At 68.3% G+C, this 15,046-nt stretch carries 15 protein-coding genes; 5 read left to right on the plus strand and 10 right to left on the minus strand.

Annotation, left to right across the window (positions count from 1 at the left end):
* Nucleotides 1–3: 3 nt before the first annotated feature.
* The gene (locus tag IU452_RS29490) at nt 4–303 is read right to left on the minus strand and encodes a hypothetical protein (protein ID WP_195112618.1); all 300 of its coding nucleotides are present in this window, start codon (nt 301–303) and stop codon (nt 4–6) included.
* A 361-nt stretch (nt 304–664) separates the two neighbouring features.
* Here IU452_RS29490 and IU452_RS29495 point away from each other — a divergent pair, with 361 nt between their 5' ends.
* Complete coding sequence (locus IU452_RS29495) at nt 665–2,080, plus strand: glutamate decarboxylase (protein WP_195112465.1); 1,416 nt, start codon at nt 665–667, stop codon at nt 2,078–2,080.
* Between the two features lie 55 nt (nt 2,081–2,135).
* Here the strand turns inward: IU452_RS29495 and IU452_RS29500 are convergent, their stop codons facing one another.
* Nucleotides 2,136–3,032 carry a LysR family transcriptional regulator ArgP gene (locus IU452_RS29500; RefSeq protein WP_195112466.1) on the minus strand — a complete coding sequence of 299 codons (897 nt, stop codon included), beginning with the start codon at nt 3,030–3,032 and terminating at the stop codon, nt 2,136–2,138.
* A 73-nt stretch (nt 3,033–3,105) separates the two neighbouring features.
* Here IU452_RS29500 and IU452_RS29505 point away from each other — a divergent pair, with 73 nt between their 5' ends.
* Nucleotides 3,106–3,726, plus strand: a complete 621-nt coding sequence (locus tag IU452_RS29505) for a LysE/ArgO family amino acid transporter (protein ID WP_324192885.1) — start codon at nt 3,106–3,108, stop codon at nt 3,724–3,726.
* 20 nt (nt 3,727–3,746) lie between these two features.
* Here IU452_RS29505 and IU452_RS29510 read toward each other — a convergent pair whose 3' ends face one another.
* The 3 genes from IU452_RS29510 to IU452_RS29520 form a co-directional block, all read right to left on the minus strand.
* Nucleotides 3,747–4,448 carry a DUF2334 domain-containing protein gene (locus tag IU452_RS29510; protein ID WP_195112467.1) on the minus strand — a complete coding sequence of 234 codons (702 nt, stop codon included), beginning with the start codon at nt 4,446–4,448 and terminating at the stop codon, nt 3,747–3,749.
* 125 nt (nt 4,449–4,573) lie between these two features.
* Complete coding sequence (locus tag IU452_RS29515) at nt 4,574–6,760, minus strand: S9 family peptidase (protein WP_195112468.1); 2,187 nt, start codon at nt 6,758–6,760, stop codon at nt 4,574–4,576.
* Between the two features lie 91 nt (nt 6,761–6,851).
* Entirely contained in the window at nt 6,852–7,064 is a 213-nt protein-coding gene (locus tag IU452_RS29520) for a hypothetical protein (RefSeq protein WP_195112469.1), read from the minus strand.
* A 650-nt stretch (nt 7,065–7,714) separates the two neighbouring features.
* On the opposite strand from IU452_RS29520, the gene IU452_RS38550 reads away from it, so the two are divergent.
* Nucleotides 7,715–7,930, plus strand: a complete 216-nt coding sequence (locus tag IU452_RS38550) for a DUF397 domain-containing protein (protein WP_324192886.1) — start codon at nt 7,715–7,717, stop codon at nt 7,928–7,930.
* Nucleotides 7,931–7,960: 30 nt separating this feature from the next.
* Here IU452_RS38550 and IU452_RS29530 read toward each other — a convergent pair whose 3' ends face one another.
* The 4 genes from IU452_RS29530 to IU452_RS29545 form a co-directional block, all read right to left on the minus strand.
* Entirely contained in the window at nt 7,961–8,398 is a 438-nt protein-coding gene (locus IU452_RS29530; RefSeq protein ID WP_195112471.1) for an HIT family protein, read from the minus strand.
* A 157-nt stretch (nt 8,399–8,555) separates the two neighbouring features.
* Nucleotides 8,556–9,977, minus strand: coding sequence for an adenylosuccinate lyase (gene purB, locus IU452_RS29535; RefSeq protein WP_195112472.1), 1,422 nt, complete (start codon nt 9,975–9,977; stop codon nt 8,556–8,558).
* Nucleotides 9,978–9,988: 11 nt separating this feature from the next.
* Nucleotides 9,989–10,666, minus strand: a complete 678-nt coding sequence (locus tag IU452_RS29540) for a TetR family transcriptional regulator (protein WP_324192887.1) — start codon at nt 10,664–10,666, stop codon at nt 9,989–9,991.
* 177 nt (nt 10,667–10,843) lie between these two features.
* A complete protein-coding gene (locus tag IU452_RS29545; RefSeq protein ID WP_195112473.1) occupies nt 10,844–12,010 on the minus strand; it encodes a pyridoxal phosphate-dependent aminotransferase in 1,167 nt (388 codons plus the stop codon).
* Between the two features lie 176 nt (nt 12,011–12,186).
* On the opposite strand from IU452_RS29545, the gene IU452_RS29550 reads away from it, so the two are divergent.
* A complete protein-coding gene (locus tag IU452_RS29550) occupies nt 12,187–13,140 on the plus strand; it encodes a M23 family metallopeptidase (RefSeq protein WP_324192888.1) in 954 nt (317 codons plus the stop codon).
* 15 nt (nt 13,141–13,155) lie between these two features.
* On the opposite strand, the gene purD is transcribed toward IU452_RS29550, so the two are convergent.
* Complete coding sequence (gene purD, locus IU452_RS29555) at nt 13,156–14,433, minus strand: phosphoribosylamine--glycine ligase (RefSeq protein ID WP_195112475.1); 1,278 nt, start codon at nt 14,431–14,433, stop codon at nt 13,156–13,158.
* A 124-nt stretch (nt 14,434–14,557) separates the two neighbouring features.
* On the opposite strand from purD, the gene IU452_RS29560 reads away from it, so the two are divergent.
* The gene (locus tag IU452_RS29560; RefSeq protein ID WP_195112476.1) at nt 14,558–14,983 is read left to right on the plus strand and encodes an HIT family protein; all 426 of its coding nucleotides are present in this window, start codon (nt 14,558–14,560) and stop codon (nt 14,981–14,983) included.
* Nucleotides 14,984–15,046 lie beyond the last annotated feature (63 nt).

Genomic DNA, 15,046 nt, shown 5'->3' on the forward strand with positions numbered 1-15,046 from the left:
GGCTCATTTCGTCGTCTCGCCCAGCTTCAACTTGTCGACCTGCCGAAGGTAGGCGGACAGGTTGTCCGGGCAATAGGTTTCGATCGCTGGTTCCGTACCCATGATCACATCGCTGTCGGCGATCACCGGCCGACTGCCGGGGCCGCTGTAGCTGAGGAAGTTGTTGACGATCAGCACCAGGCTCGCCACACCGGTCCATGCCGACAGCAGGTGTGCGCCGTCCATCGGCGCGGCCCGCAGGCTCGCCACCGAACTGGTGGTCATCAGGGCCAGCGTCACCCAGGAGATATACCTGGTCGTCATTGCCGCTCCTCCCACCCATCGAGATCTTTCGTTAACGATCCGCAACCTGGCCGGGTCAGAACGTCCCCCGCGCTGCACACGTCCCCCTCGACGGTTGCCACCGCGAAGCCGAACCGGCCGGGATCGACCGGAGGCAAGATCGGGAATGTAGTCGGCGACCCTCCCCTCGCAGATGTGTTTTGATCGTGGACATCACGCCGTCTATGAGATGCTGATAGTCCATGAAGTGAAGTGTAAACGTTCAGCATCACCGTATAACTGGTCGAATACGTAAGTAGCACAACCAGTTTCGAGGTTCATGGAACTGGCGAATGTCTGTGCGGCAAATGATTGCTGCGAGAGCACGCCAAGGAGGCACACGATGCCCGAGAACCGCGAATGCGACGACCTGTTCGCCATGCCCCAGCTGGAATCGGGTGCGCCGAAGACAGGATTCCCCCACCCCGAGATCCTGCCGCAGGTCGCCTATCAGATCGTCCACGACGAATTGCTGCTCGACGGGGTGTCCCGGATGAACCTGGCCACCTTCTGCACCACCTGGGTCGACGACCAGGCCCGGCGGCTGATGAACGAGTCCATCGACAAGAACATCGTCGACAAGGACGAATATCCCCAGACCGCCGAGCTGGAGCGGCGCTGTGTGCGGATGCTCGCCGACCTGTGGAACTCGCCCGATCCGGCCACCACCCGGGGTACATCGACCACCGGCTCGAGCGAGGCCGCCATGCTCGGCGGACTGGCCGCGAAGTTCCGCTGGCGGCGGCGCGGCGGCACCGGCATCCCGAATTTCGTCTGCGGCCCCGTGCAGGTGTGCTGGGAGAAGTTCGCCCGCTACTTCGATGTGGAGATCCGGCAGATACCGCTGCGCGGCGACCGGTTCACCATGCATCCCGACGACCTCGCCGACCACTGCGACGAGAACACCGTGATGGTGGTGCCGACCTTCGGTCAGACCTTCACCGGACTGTTCGAGGATGTCGCGGGCATCAGCCAGGCCCTCGACGACCTGCAGGCGAAGACCGGGCTGGACATCCCGATCCATGTGGACGCGGCCAGTGGCGGCTTTCTCGCGCCCTTCACCGCGCCGGAACTGGTGTGGGATTTCCGGCTGCCGCGGGTGAAGTCGATCAACGCCTCCGGCCACAAGACCGGCCTGGCCCCGCTGGGCGCCGGCTGGGCGATCTGGCGCGAGTCCGCCGATCTGCCGGACGAGCTGGTGTTCAACGTCGACTATCTCGGCGGCAATATGGCCACCTTCAACCTCAACTTCTCCCGGCCGGGCGGACAGGTCGTCACCTCCTACTACGAATTCATCCGGCTCGGCCGGGTCGGGTACGACCGGGTGCAGTCCGCGACATACTCGGTGGCCGAGCATCTGGCCGCCGGAATCGAGAAGCTCGGGCCGTTCGAGATCATCCACGACGGCGATCCGCTGCGCGGCATCGCGGCGGTGTCGTGGAAGCTGACCGGGGACCGGACGTTCAACCTCTACGACCTGTCCGATCGCCTGCGCACCCGCGGCTGGCTGGTCGCGGCCTATCCGCTGCCGCGCGAGCGCCAGGACGAGACGATCATGCGGGTGCTGGTCCGCCACGGCTTCAGCCGCGACATGGCCGATCTGCTGCTCGCCGATATGGAGCGCGCGCTCGGCCAATTGGACAAACATCCGCCCAGCAGCTCGCTCACCCGCGAGGAGTCCGGCGGATTCGCCCATAACGCCACCGCCGCGGTGTCGACCGAGCAATTGCGGCGACACCGGCGGGAGGTGCCGAAATGACTTCGACCGACAAGCCCCAGTGCCGATCGCTCCCAACCTGATCGCCGGATCGACGTCACCGTAGAGCGCGGGCGGCGGTGGCGGCGATGGTGGCCGCTACGGCGCTCAGGGCCGGGGAATCCAGGCGCCACTGCTGCCAGTAGAGGGGGACGTCGATGTGCAGGCGGGGGTCGAGGGCGGCCAGGTGGTCGTAGCGGGGGTCGGCGGAGACCTGCAGGTCCGGAAGCATGCCCCAGCCGAGGCCCAGGCGGACCGCTTGGGCGAAACCGGCGGAGGACGGGATGTAGTGGCGCGGAGGGTCGAGGGGGCGGCGGGCGCGGCGGCGCATCAGACGGTCCTGGAGTTCGTCGTTGCGGTCGAAGATCACCACCGGGGCGGCGGCGAAGGCGCGGGCCGTGGCCCCCTCGGGGAACCAGGTGCGGAGGAATTGCGGCGTGGCCATCGGGCGATAGCGCATGGCGCCCAACCGCTCCACCTTGCAGCCCTGCACCGGCTGGGCGGTGGCGGTGATGGCCGCCATGACCGTTCCGTCGCGCAGCAGGCGCGTGGTGTGTCCCTCGTCCTCGCGGTGGATCTCGAAACATACCCCCGCGGGGCCGCTACCCAGGGCGGGCATCACCCAGGTCTCCAGCGAATCGGCGTTGACCGCCAAGGGAATTCGAACCGGACGGGACGGCGGCTCCGATTCCTCTCCCGCAGAGCCTAGTTCGCGCACGGTATCACCGGTGAGCAGTTCGATCTGCCGGGCCAGCCGCAAGACCGCCAGCCCGGATTCGGTGGGCCGCACCGGTTTCGTGCGCTGCACGAGAATGCGGCCGACAGCGGCCTCGAGCGCCTTGATCCGCTGGCTGACCGCCGACGGGGTGACCCGCAGGCGCCGCGCCGCCGCCTCGAAGGTGCCCTCGGCGACGGCCGCATCGAGGGCGCGCAGCTGATCGAGCTGGAGATCCATATTAAGAAACTGTAATGATGCTTGAAAATCTTTAGCTTGTCTGGCCCTGCTGGCGACCATAGCGTCGAGGAATGTGAATGCTTCCTCGGCCGCGCTGGCGGCCCTGTCGGGTCTGGGATTCGGACTGTCGCTGATCGTGGCGATCGGCGCGCAGAATGCGTTCGTGCTGCGCCAGGGAATCCGCGGCGAGCACGTACTCGTCGTGGTCGGCGTGTGTGCGATCTCCGATGTGGTGCTGATCGCCGCCGGAGTGGGCGGCTTCGGCGCGGTCGTGACCTCGGCGCCGGTGGTCCTCACGGTGACCCGGTACGCGGGCGCGGCATTCCTGATCGGCTATGCGGCCCTGGCGCTGCGGCGCGCCCTGTCCGCCGAAGCCCTCACCGCCGCCCCGTCGGACGCCTCGATGGCGGTGGGCGCGACCTTCCTCACCTGCCTGGCCCTGACCTGGCTCAACCCCCACGTCTACCTGGACACTCTGATCCTGCTCGGCTCCTACGCCAGCACCTATGCCCAGCCCGACCGCTGGTTCCTCGCCGCCGGCGCCATGCTCGCCAGCATCCTGTGGTTCACCGCCCTCGGCTACGGCGCCCGCCTGCTCACCCCGCTGTTCGCCCACCGCACCGCCTGGCGCATCCTCGACTCCGCCATCGCCGCGATCATGCTCACCCTCGCCCTGATCCTGCTCCTGAAGTAGCGGCCGCCTCGGCCGCGGGGTCAGGCGGCACGTGCGGAAACGAAGGACTCCCAGCGATACACCGCCGGAACGGCCTCGTGGAACAAAGCCAGGTCGATGGCGTCCAATACGGCCTGGCGGGGGCCGGAGCGGGCGAGCTGGGCCGCGGAGATCGCCAGGCGGAGCAGGCCGCCGCGGCGGGCGGTGCGGGCGGCGCTCATCACCAGGGCGTGACACCACCACGGTTCGCTGCGGAAGCCTTCGCCGATGCCGTGCACCCAGGACCGCTGCGACGTGCCGCGCTCCAGGTCGTAAACCGCGGTGAGCCCGAGCGCCAGCCGGAAACCCACATCGGGCAGCGCCGCCATCGCCCCCTCGGAGGCATTCCAGCGCGGCGCGGCGAACAGCCGGGTGCGCAGCCCCACCTGTTCCATCACTCGATCGGCGGCGGTCAGCCGAAGGCGCGCCTCGTGTTTGGGCAGCGCCGCGAATTCGGCCCGGCGCCGCTTGGTGGCGGCCTGGTCGTAGCCGTGCAGCACGATGGCGTCACCGAGCTCCCGCCGCTCGCGCAACCACTCCTGGGTCGCCGGATCCTCGGCGAGCCGGTATCCACCCTTCAACCGCGGCGCCACCAGCAGCGACAACGGGACGGCACGCCGATCCATCTCCGCGGCGAAGGCCATCGCCGCATCGCGGGTGGCGTCCCGGATGCCGGACACCGAGACGATCAGTTCTGCGCGCATGCGAACCCCCTGCTCGTGCTGGTCGGGCGAACCTGTGCGGTTCATACCCCACTGTGGGGGCAGCAGGTGACCACCTCGTGCTCAGCGGGTGACGGCGCGACGAACACTCGCGCCGGATCCCGGGGCTAGGCGTCGGCCAGTCCCACCGTGTCGAGCACCCAGGCGTATTCGAACGCCACCTCCCGCCACTTCTCGTAGCGGCCGCTGACGCCGCCGTGGCCGGCGCTCATCTCGGTCTTCAGCAGTAGCTGAGAATCACCGATCTTGGTGGCGCGCAGCTTGGCGACCCACTTGGCCGGTTCGACGTACAGCACACGGGTGTCGTTGAGGCTGGTGATCGCCAAGATCGCCGGATACCGCTGTGCCGTGACGTTCTCGTAGGGTGAGTACGCCTTCATGTACTCGTAGACCTGCTTGTCCGCCAGCGGATTTCCCCACTCGTCCCATTCGATGACCGTCAACGGCAGCGACGGATCCAGGATCGAGGTGAGCGGATCGACGAACGGCACATTGGCGAGGATTCCGGTGAACAGCTCCGGCGCCAGATTGGCGACGGCGCCCACCAGCAGCCCACCGGCACTCCCGCCGTCGGCGATCATCCGGTCCGGTGCGGTGACGCCGGTATCGACGAGATGGCGTGCGCAGGAGACGAAGTCGGTGAAGGTGTTCTTCTTGGTGAGCGTCTTGCCGTTCTCGTACCAGAGCCGTCCCATCTCACCGCCGCCGCGCACGTGCGCGACCGCGAACACCATGCCGCGGTCCAGCAGCGATAGCCGCGACACCGAGAATCCCGGGTCGATGCTCGCCTCGTAGGAGCCGTACCCGTACAGCAGCAACGGTTTCGGAGCGGTGGGCAGACCCTTTCGCTGCACGATCGAGATCGGCACCCGGGTGCCGTCCTCGGCCACCGCCCAATCCCGGTGCTGCTCATAGTCGTTCGGATCGTAGCCGCCGAGCACCGGCTGTTCCTTGCGCAGAATCAACTCGCCGGTGGCGGGCACATAGTCGAACACCTGCATCGGAGTGATGAAGGAGGTCAACCCGATTCGCAGTGTCGGCTGCGACCATTCCGGATTGGACCCCACACCCGCGGAGAACAACTCGAGCCCGAACTCGAGCTCCTTCAGCTCCCCGTACCCCTCGGAGGTCAACGGCCACACGGCGACTCGCGGCAGGGCCGCGCGCCGATACGACAGCACCAGATGGTCGGCGAAGCAGTCGATATCCTCGAGCCGCACGTCGTCGCGATGCGGGATGAGGATGCTCATATTCGCCGGATCGTCGGCGGGCGCCTCGGCGAGGACGAAGTTCTCCGCCTTCACCCCGTCCACGACGTCGTTGTGCAGGATGAGGAACCGATCCTGCCCGCCGATGACGGCATGTTCGGCCGCGTACTCGACGCCCTCGCGCCGCGGCAGCAGCACCCGGAATTCACCCTCGGGATCATCGGATTCGAGCACCCACGCCTCGCTGGTGATCTTCGAACCCACCCAGATCATCAGATACCGCTCCGAGCGGCTGGCGCCGATGCTCACCCAGTAGCGCTCGTCCGGCTCGTGGAAGACCTTGACGTCCTGCTCCTGCGACGTCCCCAGCCGGTGCCGCCACACGGTGTCGGGCCGCCAGGACTCGTCGACGGTCTGATAGAAGATATGCGTGCCGTCCAGCGACCAGGTCGCCCCCGGCGCGGTGCCGGGAACCTCGTCGCCGAGCAGCTCACCGGTCCGCAGATCCTTCACCCGCAGCACGTATCGCTCGTCGCCGACGGTGTCCATCGAATAGGCCAGCAGGTTGCCGTCGTGGCTGATCGAGAATGCGCCCAGCGCGAAGAAATCGTGGCCCTCGGCGAGGATGTTGCTGTCCAGCAGGATCTGCTCGCCCGCGATATCGGCGTCGGCCTCCAGCCGCGGCGGTGTCCAGTCGTCGGGATCGGCGATCGGGCAGCGGCAGTGCACCCCGTACTGCTTGCCCTCGAAGCTGCGTGAGTAGTACCAGTAGTCGCCCATGCGGGCGGGCACCGAGAGGTCGGTCTCGAGAGTGCGCGATTTGATCTCGTCGAAAATCTTGTCCCGCAGGGGCTGCAGATGGGCGGTCTGGGTCTCGGTGTAGGCGTTCTCCGCCTCCAGATAGGAGATGACCTCGGGGTCGTCCTTGTCGCGCAACCATTCGTACTCGTCGACGAAGGTGTCGCCGTGATGCACGCGTTCGGTGGGCACCCGTTTGGCGGTCGGCGGGTCGACCGCGGCCGACCGTGATACCGATGCGGCGTCGTCGGCGTTCGGGATCGTTCCGGTACCAGTGTCGAGAGCCATGGGCTCCACCGTAACCGTGCCCGTGCCACGGATGCGGTGGGGACCCGGCAAGAATTCCGCCGGGTATGGACACCCGGTGGGTCGCCGCCGGTTATGACAGCCCGGTGGAGCGGTTGGCGGTCCGGCCTAAATCGCGGCCGTTGTTGCGCGGAACTCGGCGGGAGTCCATGAGGAAATACAGGGCCGCCTTGCGGCGGGCGCATTGGTCGGTGGGGCAGCTGCGGTGGATGTGCAAGATGTTGTGAGCCTGCTCGACGGTGAGGTGCCGGGGCACCACCGCGCAACTGTCGAAGACGGGTGCCATGCGGTGCTCCATCCTTGTCGTGCGTTCGGTGTGGCGGGGCGCACATTTTCCGGAGTCTGCGTCCGGTCGACCCGCGAGGTCCGGTCGACGCCGTATATCTGCCACAGTGGGATGGGTTTCCGATTCGGTTGCCGGATAAACCAGGAGAATTGTCGCGATCGCGAGGTAAATACCACACCGCGACACCGATGACATGTCCATCACCGTCGCCACCTGCAGGGGAGACTGCCCGGCCCCGCGGGAGGGTCGCCGATACGGGTACGCCGGCTCACACTCGGCGCCATCGGCACATGTCGCTCCCCCCGAGTGGGGGGTGGATGGCGCAGGCCACAGTCGTTGCGCGGCGTCCGCGGGCCGGGCCGGCCTCCGGCCGCGATTCGGGCGCGCGAAAAACTCGGAGCCACGCCCCGGCGGGCATCGGGAAAAGCACTGCTTCGCACTTTTCACAATGTTCGGGAAAACAATGCGAAGCGAGCGATCCGGTGGATTTTCGCGAGGGCCGGAAAAATCCGGGGAGTTTCGGCCCGAGCGCCGACGTGCCGGTCCCCCACCGAGATCCGCACGGGCGCCGGGGATCCCGGAAGACGGCCGCGAGACCCCTGGCTCACCGACTACTGTTCACGTCCAAACACAACCGCACAGGAGCAGATGTGGAACAGAAGAACCGCGAGATCAACCCCGACGCAGTGTGGCACCGCAGCAGCGACGGCACCGGCGGAGTCGAGGTGGCATTCCTGGCAAGCGGCAATATCGGCCTCCGCGACGCGAAGAATCCCGACGGTCCCACCCTCATCTTCACCCCCGCGGAGTGGGCGGCCTTCGTGGCCGGCGCCAAGGACGGGGAGTTCAACCGCCCGCAGTCGTGACCGGAGCGGGGGGACCGGGGCGGGCTCGGATCACGTGTCCGGTTCGGCGCGCTGCAGTGCACCTCGGATCGACCCCGCCAGATAGTCCAGATCGGCGCGGGCCGGTGTGGTCGGCCGCCCGCGCAGCCCGAACCCGTCCCCCGGCGTGCGCGGGATGACATGCAGGTGGACGTGGAACACCTCCTGCCCCGCCGTCACACCGTCGGCGAGAAAGAAGTTCACCCCGTCGCAGCCCACCTCCGAGGCCCGCAGCGCCGCCGCCAACCGCTGCCCCACCTGAAACAGCCTGCCCCCGATCTCCGGATCGAGTTCGGCCAGGCTGCGCGCCGGAACTTTCGGGATCACCAGCAGATGTCCCGGCGTCATCGGCCGAATATCCATGAACGCCACAATGTCTTCGTCCTCGTACACCTTCGACGAAGGAGCCCGACCGGCGACGATATCCGAGAAGATCGTGTACGGATTCATGTCCCGCAGCCTACGGGCCACCCGTCGGCGGCCCCGAAATCGCTTGTACGCCGCGCTTGCTACCCAGTAGCCTGTCCTCCAGCTTCCGGCCGGAAGAAGCGGACCGGGTCCGAGCCGATGCTCGGCGCCCGGCTCCGCGTCCAAAAAGCCGGGCCCGCTACAGAATCGGCGACGGCGTGTAGCTCGCCGCCTCGGGATTGGCGTCGACCAACTTCTGCACCTGGGCGATGACATCGGCCACCTGTGCCTCGGCCGCGCCGATGAAGACCGACTTGTCGGCCAGGGCGGCGTCGAGGTCGGCCCGGGTCAGCGGCAGGCGGTCGTCGGCGGCCAGGCGATCCAGCAGATCGGGCTCGCGGCCCTGTTCGCGCATGGCCAGGGCGACGGCGACGGCGTGCTCCTTGATCACCTCGTGCGCGGTTTCGCGGCCCACACCGGCGCGCACGGCGGCCATCAGGATGCGGGTGGTGGCCAGGAACGGCAGGTACCTGTTGAGTTCGCGCTCGATCACCGCCGGATACGCGCCGAATTCGAGCAGCACCGTCAGGAAGGTCTCCATCATGCCGTCGATGGCGAAGAAGGCGTCCGGCAGCGCGACCCGGCGCACCACCGAACAGAACACATCGCCCTCGTTCCATTGCGCCCCGGCCAGTTCCGCGGCCATCGAGGCATAACCCCGCAGCACCACCTGCAGACCGTTGACCCGCTCACACGAGCGGGTGTTCATCTTGTGCGGCATCGCCGAGCTGCCGACCTGGCCGGGCTGAAAGCCCTCGGTCACCAGTTCGTGCCCGGCCATCAGCCGCACGGTGTGCGCGAAAGACGAAGGGCCCGCGCCGATCTGGACCAGTGTGGAGATCACGTCGTGATCCAGCGACCGCGGATACACCTGGCCGACGCTGGTCAGGACGTTCGCAAAACCCAAGTGGCGGGCCACCTTCTGCTCCAATTGCGCCAACTTCGACGAATTGCCGCCGAGCAGATCGAGCATGTCCTGTGCGGTGCCCATCGGGCCCTTGATGCCGCGCAACGGGTATCGATCGATCAGCTCCTGCAGCCGGGTCAGCGCGATCAGCAGTTCGTCTGCGGCGGAGGCGAATCGCTTACCCAGCGTGGTGGCCTGTGCGGCCACGTTGTGGGAACGGCCCGCCATCACCAGCGTCCGATACTCCGCGGCCCGCTCGGCCAGCCGCGCGGCCACGGCCACGCCGTGCGCGTAGACGTGCTCGAGCGACAGCCGGATCTGCAGTTGCTCCACGTTCTCGGTGAGATCGCGGCTGGTCATGCCCTTGTGGATGTGCTCGTGCCCGGCCAGCGCATTGAACTCCTCGATGCGCGCCTTCACATCGTGGCGGGTGACCCGCTCGCGCTCGGCGATCGAGGCGAGGTCGACCCGGTCGATCACCCGCTCGTAGTCCTCGACGACCCCCGGCGGCACGTCGACACCGAGTTCGGCCTGTGCCCGCAACACCTCCAACCACAACCGGCGCTCGAGCACGATCTTGTTCTCGGGCGACCACAGCTGCACCAGCTGGGGACTCGCATACCGGGTGGCCAGGACGTTCGGGACAAGACTCACGAGCAGCCAGTTTAGTGGGCGGCGTGCCTGCCCCCGCCGTCGGAGGTGAAGCCGACCTGCCGCATCGCACCCGTCTCCGGGCCGGACAGGCGCACCGGCGGTGCGATCACGTCGATCAGTTCGAGCAGGGCCCCGCGCGCCACCCGGCGCGGCTGCGGGTCCTGTTCGGTGAGCGCCGCCACGACGGCGCCGTCCACGACCGCCACCAACCGCCGCAGCTGTTCGGTCCGCACCACCCGATCGGACCGGCGCAGCACGTCGGCCAGCAGCTCGTCGAGCTGGGCGCGTAGTCGTAGCTGCACGTCCCGTAGCTCCGGGTGGCGGGCCGAGGCCACCGACCGCTCGTAGCGCGCGATCAGCCGGCCACGCTCGTCGTGACCGTCGGTGCCGACCAGCAGGTCCAGGATCAGGTCGACGGTCGCCTCGGCGCCGCGGCGGCGGTGGGTCACCTCGCCCACCCTCCGGCGCATCGCCTCCAGCTCGGCGTTGCCGCTGAACTCGACCGCGCGCGCGATCAGATCCTCCAGCGACTCGAAGTAATAGGTCGTCGACGCCAGCGGCAGATCCGCGCGCGTGGCCACCGAGCGGTGGCGGACGGCGTCGAATCCACCTTCGAGCAGCAACTCGGCGGCAGCCGCAACCAGGGCCTGGCGACGCCGTTCGCCTTTCGGGGTCGTCGCGGTGATCACCGTGTCATCGTGCCAGTCATCATCGGTTCATCCGTGCCAAATCGGTGCGATCTGACGAGAAATCAGTTCGCGTGGGCAAACAATCGGTGCGGTGTTGAAATCACAACAACAGTTTTTCTACCGCATTCCGGCGCGCTGGGTGGGCGAGTACGGAAAGTCTTTGCGAGACAGTCCCGGTCACTCGGCGAGATAGCGGCCCAGCCGGGCCAGCGCCTCCTCGATGTCGGCGGTAGCACCGGCGAAGGAGATGCGGACCGTATGGTTCCCGTTGCGGGTGTCGAAGTCGACGCCGGGTGCCAGGGCCACACCGGTGTGTGCCAACAGGTCCGCGCACCAGCCGGTCGAATTATTGGTCAAATGACCGATATCGGCATAGGCGTAGAATGCGCCGTCGGCGGGCGCCAGATCGGTGATCCCCAATTTGGGCAGACCCTCGAGCAGCAGCGCGCGGTTTTCGGTGTAGCGGCGGACATGGCCGTCCAACTCGGCCCGGGCCTCGGCGCCGAAGGCATGCACGGCGGCGTACTGGGAGATGGCCGGCGGGCAGATCGTCATATTGGACGCCAGCCGCTGCAGCGCCGGGCGCAGACCGGCCGGTGCCAGCATCCAGCCCAGGCGCCAGCCGGTCATGGAGAAGTACTTCGACACCGAGCCGATCACCACGGCCTCGCGAGAGGTCTCCCAGGCCGAGGAGGTCGGTTCGGTATCGGTATCCGAATAGACGATGCCGTGGTAGATCTCGTCGGAGATCAGCAGCGTCCCGTGCTCGTCGCACCAGCGGGCCAGCGCGGCCAGTTCGGCGGGGGCGATCATGGTGCCGGTCGGGTTGGCCGGGCTGGCGACGATCAATCCGGCGGGCGGCTCGGGCAGGGCATCGAGCATGGCGACGGTGGGCTGGAAGCGGGCCTCCGGGCCGCAGTCGAGTTCGATCACCTCGCAGCCCAGGGCGGCGAGGGTGTTGCGATAGGCCGGATAGCCGGGCCGGGCCACCACGACCGTGTCGCCCGGATCGAAGGCGGCCAGGAAGGTGAGGGTGAACGCGCCGGACGAACCGGTCGTCACCACCACATCGTCCGCGTCCACCTCGATGCCGTAGGTTCGGCGGTGATGGTCGGCGATGGTCTCGCGCAACGGCAGGATGCCGAAAGTCTCGGTGTAGCCGAGCAATTCGGCGTCCAGCGCGGCCTTGGTCGCCCGCAGCACCGGGGCCGGAGCGGGGGTGGACGGTTGCCCGGCGGCCAGCACCAGCACATCGCCGTGGGTGCGGGCACGCTCGGCGGCCGCCTTCCAGACATCCATGACGTAGAAGGTCGGAACGTCCGACCGACGGGATTCACTGCGCACCCCGACGACGGTAGAGCACTCGAAGCCGATGGCGGCCGGGTATTCGGCTGTCTCGCTTTCCTGAGATGAGGCTGAGTTGTGCGGAGGCCGCCTGCCACTTGGGCAATTGTCCTGTTATCGTCGGCAGAATGCCTGACCAGGCACGCCGCGCGAGGTCGTACGAGGGGGGTTGGACGGTGATCCGACCCGACTGGCGTACCGCGCTGCGGAGGGACGACCCCTCCGCGTGGCAGCGGGCACGCAGTTCGGGTCGGCAGGCTCGGCGCGCCGCGCAGCGGGCCTGGTCGACGGCGCTCGAGTTCGCCCGGGCGGTCGGGCGCATCGACTGGCGTGCGCAGGTGCGCCGCGACTGGCGGGCCGAGGCGCGCGAGCAGTGGCCGCGGCTGCGCATCTGGCTGATTGGGCACCGGGTGCTGGTGGCGGGCGTGGCCGCGGTGGCCGTATTCGCCGCCGCCGATACCACCGCACCCCGGCAGACGGCGCTGGATCTCGCGCCGGGCAGCAGCCAGCGGGTGCCGGTGGCCTATCCGCTGCAGGTGAAGGCGACGACGGAATCCAGTAAGCGCTACTTGAACGCCATCAACAACGGCGAACGCATTCGCGAATCACAGGTGGTGGCCGCGGCGGCCCGCGCGACCCTGGAACGCGCCAAGGCCGAGGCCGCCGCGGCGGCCGCCGGTGATCCGCAGCCGTGGCTGAACGGCACCGTCACCACGCTGCCCGGCGGCATCCTGCCCGGGATCGGCGGCTTCGTGCTGCCCGCCCGCGGCGTCTTCACCTCCGGCTTCGGACAGCGTTGGGGCACTTTCCATTTCGGTATCGATATCGCCGCGCCCATCGGCTCCCCCATCTACGCGGTGACCGACGGCACCGTCATCGACGCCGGCCCCGCCCAGGGCTTCGGCCTGTGGGTCCGTATCCGCCACGACGACGGCACCATCTCCGTCTACGGCCATATGTACGACTTCTCGGTCTCGGTCGGCGAACGCGTCCGCGCGGGCCAGCAGATCGCCCGCGTCGGCAACCGGGGCGACTCCACCGGCCCCCACCTGCACTTCGAAATCCTCGTCGGCGGCCACCACGTCGACCCCACCCCATGGCTGGCCATGCACGGCCTGAAGTTCGGGTAGTGGGTGACCTTTCGGTCAGACGCGGGCGGGGATGGAGATGCGGTCTTCGACGGCGGCGAGGGCGATGTCGGTGCGGTAGTGGCTGCCGGGGAGTTTGATCCTGGCGATGCGGTCGTAGGCGCGGGTGCGGGCCTCGGTGAGGTCGGCGCCGGTGGCCACCACGTTGAGGACGCGGCCGCCCGCGGACAGCAGGGCGCCGTCGTCGCGCAGGGACGTACCGGCATGCAGGACTTCGGTATTCGCCTCGGTGGCGTCGGCACCGGAGATCACGTCGCCGGTGCGGGGGCGGGCCGGGTAGTTCTCGGCGGCCAGCACGACGGTGAGGGCCGAACCGTCCTTCCAGCGCGGGGGTTCGGCCTGGGCCAGGGTGCCCGTGGCCGTCGCATGCAGCAGGGCGCCGAGCGGGCTGTCGAGCAGCGCCAGCACCGCCTGGGTCTCCGGATCGCCGAAGCGGCAATTGAATTCGACCACCGCGGGCCCCGCCTGGCCGATCGCCAAACCGGCGTACAGCAGGCCGGAGAACGGAACTCCACGCCGAACCATCTCCGCCGCAACGGGTTTCACGACCTCGTCGACGATCTCGGCAACGGTGTCGCCGGGCAGCCAGGGCAGCGGGGTGTAGGCGCCCATGCCGCCGGTGTTGGGGCCGGTGTCGCCGTCACCGACGCGCTTGTGATCCTGGGCGGGCAGCAGCGGTACCACCGTCTCGCCGTCGACCAGACAGAACAGCGACACCTCGGGCCCGTCGAGGAACGATTCCAGCAGCACCGGATGGCCCTGTTCGAGCAGTTCGGCGCCGTGATCGCGGGCCGCGGACCGGTCGGCGGTCACCACCACGCCCTTACCGGCGGCGAGTCCGTCGTCCTTGACCACCCAGGTGGGGCCGAAGCGGTCCAGGGCGGCATCGAGTTCGCCCGGGTGATCGACGACCTCGCTGTGCGCGGTGCGCACCCCGGCGGCAGCCATCACGTCCTTGGCGAACGCCTTCGATCCCTCGATGCGGGCCGCGGCGGCCGACGGGCCGAAGCAGGCGATCCCCGCCGCGCGCACGGCATCGGCGATTCCGAGGACCAGCGGCACCTCGGGCCCGATCACCACCAGATCGACCCCGAGTTCGCGTGCCAGGCCCACCACCGCCTCGGCGCTGCACGGATCGACCGGCCGCACCTGGGCATGCTGGGCGATGCCCGGGTTACCGGGAGCGGCGCAGATCGCGCTCACCCCGGGATCGCGCCGCAGGGCCTCGACGAGGGCGTGTTCACGGGCTCCGGAACCGATGACGAGTACGCGCACGCACGACAGCTTAGGTGACGTGCCGAATCGCCTCCGCGGGTATCGACAGGACAACCGCATGCCCGCCGGACCGGCCATCGCCGCATGGTGCCCGCGGGCAGGTGCGGCGCGTAATCTCCGAGGCATGGCTTCTGTGTTCAGCGCGATCATTGCCGGTCAGTTGCCGGGTCGGTTCGTGTGGGAGGACGACGAGTTCGTCGCCTTCCTGACGATCAACCCGATCACCCAGGGGCATACGCTCGTCGTGCCCCGCAAGGAGATCGATCAGTGGCAGGACATCGATTCGGACACCTTCGCGCGGCTGACCGGGGTAGCCCAGAAGATCGGCCAGGCGGTGCGCGCGGCCTGGGAGGCCCCGCGCGCGGGCCTGCTCATCGCGGGCCTCGAGGTGCCGCACCTGCACGTGCACGTCTTCCCCGCCTTCGAACTCGGCGACTTCAACATCTCCCAGGCCGACCCCGACCCGAGCAAGGAATCCCTGGACGAGGCCCAGGCCAAGATCAAGCAGGCCCTGCGCGACCTCGGCTACGGGGCCAACGTCCCCGACTGACTTCGTCAGCGGGGAAGCGAAAGCCGGGCCAGCGGGGAAGCGAAAGCCGGGCCAGTGGGGTGG

The organism is Nocardia transvalensis, assembly GCF_015477765.1.
In the GTDB taxonomy this organism is placed as follows: Bacteria; Actinomycetota; Actinomycetes; order Mycobacteriales; family Mycobacteriaceae; genus Nocardia; species Nocardia transvalensis_A.